At 76.1% G+C, this 5,361-nt stretch carries 3 protein-coding genes; all 3 read right to left on the bottom strand.

Annotated features, from left to right (window positions below; genetic code table 11):
* Positions 1 to 135: 135 nt before the first annotated feature.
* Positions 136 to 2,766: a serine/threonine-protein kinase gene (locus tag ABD308_RS09625; RefSeq protein WP_344330842.1), complete on the bottom strand. Its 2,631-nt coding sequence runs from the start codon at positions 2,764 to 2,766 to the stop codon at positions 136 to 138.
* On the bottom strand, positions 2,766 to 4,184 hold the full coding sequence (locus ABD308_RS09630) for a hypothetical protein (protein ID WP_344330845.1): 1,419 nt from the start codon (positions 4,182 to 4,184) through the stop codon (positions 2,766 to 2,768). Before ABD308_RS09630 ends, ABD308_RS09625 begins: the two co-directional genes overlap by 1 nt.
* A gap of 115 nt (positions 4,185 to 4,299) precedes the next feature.
* Positions 4,300 to 5,361 (bottom strand): glutamate ABC transporter substrate-binding protein (locus tag ABD308_RS09635; protein WP_344330848.1); only part of this gene is annotated, 1,062 nt, incomplete at its 5' end.

Consider the following 5,361-nt stretch of genomic DNA (forward strand, 5'->3'; position numbering starts at 1 on the left):
GGCCGCCGACCAGCCGGCCGGCATCGCGCCGGGGGCGGGCCGGCCGTCCCGGCTCGCCCCGCAGGAGCCGCAGAAGACGTCCTCCGGGTCCATCGGCTCGGCACAGCTGTGGCACACGGTCTGCTGCGGCATCTGTTACACCCACGTCCTGGGACGGGCCCGGTTGGCCCGTTCCACCATCTCGATCCTTGTTTCGGCCCGGTCGGCCAACCGGGCGAGTACCCGGTAGGACTGCTCCAGGGCGAACCGCAGTTCCCTTTCCACCGCGGGCCGTCCCAGCACGCTGACCTCGCCGGTCGTCCGGCCGGGGCCGGTCCCGACAGCGGTCCCGGTCCCGTCGGGGGACCCGGCGGTCACCCAGCCGAGCGCCGCGCCGAGCACCTCGACGGCGAGTTCCTCGCGGCGGCGGTCGTCCAGGCGCAGCGCGGTCAGCTGCTCGGAGCTCGCGCCGAGGTCGGCGCCGAGCGGGTCGGTGGCGGGCCGCTCGCGCAGCCGGGCCCGGACGGCGGCGATCCGGGCGGCGGTGTACTGGCTGGAGGTGGCCGGGACGGACTCCAGGACGGCGACCGCGCCGGCCCGGTCGTCGGCGGCGAGCCGGACCCGGGCCAGCCCGAAGGCGGCGCTCAGGTAGCTCTGGTCGGTGCTCCACACCAGACGGTAGAACTCGGCCGCGTCGCCGCCGTCGCCGAGGAGTTCGGCGCAGGCGGCGAGGGCTAGCTTGGGGGCGGCCTCGCCGGGGAAGGCGTCGTAGACGGCGTCGAAGGCCTCGGCGGCGGCGCGCAGCGCCCGCTCGCGCGGGTCCGTCCCGCCCTCGGAGCCGACGGTGTCCGGATCGGCGGTGTCCGGATCGGTGGCGTCCGGGTCGGCGGGGCTCGGGTCGGCGGCGGCGACCATCGAGGCCAGGCCCCGGTACCAGACCACCCGCCAGTCGTCCGGGTGGTCCTGCTCCAGCGCGGCGAGCGCCTCGGCGGCCTGCCGGCCGTGGCCGAGTTCGAGCAGCGCGCGCAGCGCCCGTAGCCGGCGCTCGACCGAGTCGGCGGGCGCGCCGTCCAGCGCGGCCAGCGCCTCCCGGGGGTCGGTGGCCAGCAGGGTGGCGAGGAAGCCCGCGTTCGGGTCGGCCGGGTCGATCCGCGGGACGGGCAGCGCGAGCGCGGCGGCGCCCGGGTCGACGGCGGTCAGCCGCAGTTCGCCGGGACGCACCGTGGGCGCCACCAACTCGGTGTCGACGACGCGCAGTTCGGGGCCGAACAGGGTGGAGGGCGCGGGGCGGGCGCGGCCGTCCTGGAGTGCCAGCACCTCGCGCAGCACACCGGTGAGCTGGTCGGCCATCTCCTCGGCGGAGGCGAACCGGCGGGCCGGGTCGGGGTCGGTGGCGCGCACCAGCAGCCGGTAGTAGGACTCGTAGGCGGCGAACGCCGGGACGGACTCCGGGCCGGGCAGGGTGTCCCGGTAGGTGGTCGAGTAGCCCTGGAAGTCGAAGCTGAGGACGGCGAGGGTGCGGGCCACCGTGTAGAGGTCGGAGGCGGGGGAGGGGCCGTCGGTGGCGATCTCCGGCGCCTGGTAGCCGATGGTGCCGTAGATCGGGCCCTCGTCGTCGAAGCGGCGGACGGCGCCCATGTCGATGATCTTGAGGGTGTCGCCGCTCTGGATGACGTTGTCGATCTTGAAGTCGCAGTAGACCAGACCGCGCTGGTGCAGGTAGCCCAGCGCGGGCAGCGCCTCCAGCGCGTACGCGATCGCCTGCTCGACCGGCAGCGGGTCACGCCGGCCGTCCCGGGTGCGGCGCCCGTTGGCGATGTCCTTGAGCGACTTGCCGCCGACGTACTCCATCACGATGTAGCCGTCGGTGGCGCCGGTGCGCAGGTCCGGGTGCTCGGCGAAGTTGATGATGCGCACGATGCTCGGGTGGTCCACCTCGGCCAGGAACCGGCGCTCGGCGACGGCCACCGCCAGCGCGTCCTCGTCCCCGGTGTCCAGCAGGCCCTTGAGCACCACCCACTTGTCGTTGACCCGCCGGTCCACCGCCAGGTAGATCCAGCCGAGGCCGCCGTGGGCCAGGCAGCCCACCACCTCGTACTGCCCGCCGACCAGGTCGCCCCGGCGCAGCTTGGGGGTGAACGAGTACGGGGTGCCGCACTTGGTGCAGAAGCCCTCCGGGCGGCCGGGCCGGCCGCCCCGCTCGCGCCCCACCGGGGCGTCGCACTTGGAGCAGTACCGCTTGCGCTCGGGCACCTCGGGGTTCTCCAGCACCGCCTGCGCCGGGTCGGCGGCCGGGACGGTGGGCACCGTCACCAGGCCCGCGCCCAGGCGGTGCCGGTTGGCGGTGGCGCTGCCTCGGCTGCTGCGCACCGAGACCGAGCGGCCGCTGCCGGTGCGGGTCGAGCGGTGCGAGCGGGACCGGCCGGACATCGCGCGCGAGGAGGCGCTGCGGGGCGCGCCGGTGTCCGGGTCGAAGGCGATCTCCAGCGTGGAGGTGTACGCCGTGGAGCCGGACGTCCCCGGGCCGGCGGTTCCGCTGCGCGGGGCCGGCACCTCGGGCGGGGTGTGGCCGCAGTCGTCGCAGTAGCCGTCGGCGTCGATCGTCCCGGGGCAGTCGCGCGGACAGGGGGCGCCCGCTCCGACGGGGGCGACCGCCGCCGCCCCGGTGGCGGTCCGCGCCGACGAGGTGCCCGTGCCCTCCGGGGCGAGCCCGCACTCGTCGCAGTAGCCGTCCGCGTCGATCGTCCCGCTGCCCCCGCACTCCGGCCGCACGCACGTCTCGCCCATCACTCCCGGCCCCCCTGTACCCGTCCGTCGACAGCCTGTCCGTCGGCCGGCTCCCCGCCGGCCCCCGCCCCGCCCAGCTCTCCGCCCCGCTCGCCGTCCGTCATCGCCCGGTCGGCTTCCGGACCGTCCGGTGCCGGGCGCAGCGCCTGCTGGAACCGGGCCACCGCGCCGGCCGCGGCCCGCAGGTCGCACGGCGCGCTCCACAGCAGCCAGCGCGCCTTCTCGTACCGCTCCACCACTTCCGGGTCCTCGGCCATCCGCAGCCGGGCCGCCATCGCCTTGTACGCGTCCAGGCGCCCGCGCAGCTCGGCCCGGACGGCCAGCGGCTGGGTCACCTCGGTCAGCGACTGCCGGGCCCTGGCCAGTTCCTTGGCCGCCGCGTCCTCCAGCGCGTCCAGCATCGGCGCCAGCCGGTACCACTGCCCGCTCTGCCGCAACTCCAGGGCCACCACGATCCGTTCGCGCAGCGCCGAGGCCGGTCCCGGGACGGCCGGCACCTCGGTGGCGGCGATCTTCGCCAGCACCTCGCCGCGCGCCCGGCGGGCCTCGGCCAGCGTGGCGTCGGCCCGCTGCAGCAGGTCGCCGACGCCCTGCAGGCGCTCCTCGGCGTCGTCGCGCAGCCGCAGCAGGTTCTCCAGCTCCAGCCGGACGTCGTCCAGCGCCCGGCCGACCAGGTCGAAGCGCTCGGTGTCCACCACCCCGGACGGCGCGGCCTGGGCGCCGCCGTCCGGCACCGTGCCGCGCTGCGCGGGGACGCGCGCGGGCCGCCAGAGCGCCAGCGGGTCGCCGCGCACCTCGTTCTTCAGCCCGCCCAGGCCGGCCTCCAGCGCCTCCAGGTCGTCGCCGAGCGGATGGCCTCCGGCGCGCACGCCGAGCGAGGCCGCCAGGGTCTGCACCCGGCGCAGTTCGGCGATCAGCAGGTCGATCCGGGCGGGCAGCGCCGTCCAGACCGCGTCGGCGGCCGAGACCACCTCCAGGACGGTGGCGTACCAGGCGTTCATCCGGTCCATCAGCCCGTCCAGGCTGACCCGCTCGACCAGCCGGGCGGGGGCGCCGAGCCGCTGCGGGCCGTCCGGCGCGCCGCCGGGCACGGTGACCGCGTCGCCGGTCAGCAGGTCGCTCAGTTCGGCGAGTTCGGGCCCGCCCGGCCGGGCCTTGCGGGCCCGCACCGCGCGGGCCGAGGCGAGCGCCTCGGAGTAGCGGTCGAACAGCGCCCAGAGCAGCGGCAGGCCCTGCCCGACGACGGCCCAGCGCTCCTGGGTCCGCCCGGTCAGCTCGGCGCCGTCGAGCAGCCGCAGGCCCGGGTGGTCCTGGAGGGCGAGCAGCGCCGACTCGACCGCGTCGCGTTCCGCGCCGAGGCGCGCCAGCGCGCGGTCCACCTCCTCCCGGCTCAGCACCGGGCCGGCCGAAGCCGCCATCGCCCTCTCCCCTCCTCCGCCCGCTCCGTTCCCTGCTCCCGGGGACCGTTCCCGGCCCCGGGGTCCGCCGCACCGACCCTAACGCCTGCCCCGGCCGCCCCCGCCCGTGCGGCCGTCACCGCGCCGTCGGCCAGTGCTGGTCGGCGTCGTCCCGCAGGTAGGGCTTGAGCCAGCTGTCGTACGCCCGGCGCCAGGTGCCGCTGGTGTAGTAGTCGTTGAGCACCTGGTTCACCCGGGCCGTCAGGTCGGCGCTGCCCTTGAGCATCGCGACGCCCATCACGCCAGGCCGCACCTCGCCGTCCAGCACCTTGACGGTCTGGTCCTGGGCGGCCTGGCCGGCCGCCAGGCCGTCGTCGGTCATCGTGGCGTCTACCTTGCCCAACTGCATCAGCACCAGGCAGTCCAGGTTGTTCTCCACCGGGACGACCTGCTTGAGCGGGCGCGTCTTCAGCTCCACCAGGGCGGTGGAGCCGGTCGCCGCGCACGCGGTGGTGCCGTTCAGCGCCTCGTCGAGGGTCTTCGCCGGCGAGGTCCTGGGCACCAGGACCCGCTGGCTGGTGGTGAAGTACGGCCTGGAGAAGGCGATCTCCTCCATCCGCTCGCAGGTGATCGACATGGTGCGCACGATGATGTCGACCCGGCCCTCCTTGATGTACTTGATCCGGTCGGCGGTCGGCACCGCCTTGAACACCACCTTCTCCGGGTCGCCCATGATCGCGGTGCCGATCGCCCGCGCGAGGTCGATGTCGAAGCCTTCCAGCTGGCCGGAGTTGGGGTTGCGCGCGCCCCACCGGTAGCTGTTCAGGTCGATGCCGACGACCAGGCTGCGGCGGGCCTTGATGGCCTTCACCGCCGGCCCGTCCTCGGTGCTCGGCGGGACGCTCCGGTAGAGGTCGCAGGGCTCGGCCTGCCCGGCCTGCCCGGCCTGTTCCTCCTGGTCCTGCTGGTCCTCCCGCGCCGCCAGTGGCACCTGCGCCGGTGTGCCGCCCCGCGGCCCGCCCGCGTCCAGCGCCAGCGCGCCGGTGGCCAGCAGCGTCAGCGCCGCCGCCGTCCGGGCCGCCCGCAGCGGCGCGGCGCGGCCCCGTCCCCGGTCGGTGATCGTCCCCATCGTGTCCGTCCCCCCTCTACCGGTACTCGGCCAGTCGCCGGCCGAGGCCGCCCAGCGCCGCCGCGGCGG

Source organism: Kitasatospora putterlickiae, from assembly GCF_039527695.1.
GTDB classification, from domain to species: Bacteria; Actinomycetota; Actinomycetes; order Streptomycetales; family Streptomycetaceae; genus Kitasatospora; species Kitasatospora putterlickiae.

Excerpts from the sequence above, each read along its gene's own strand:
- ABD308_RS09625 (WP_344330842.1), bottom strand. The coding sequence starts at position 2,766 with ATGGGCGAGACGTGCGTGCGGCCGGAGTGCGGGGGCAGCGGGACGATC.
- ABD308_RS09630 (WP_344330845.1), bottom strand. The coding sequence starts at position 4,184 with ATGGCGGCTTCGGCCGGCCCGGTGCTGAGCCGGGAGGAGGTGGACCGC.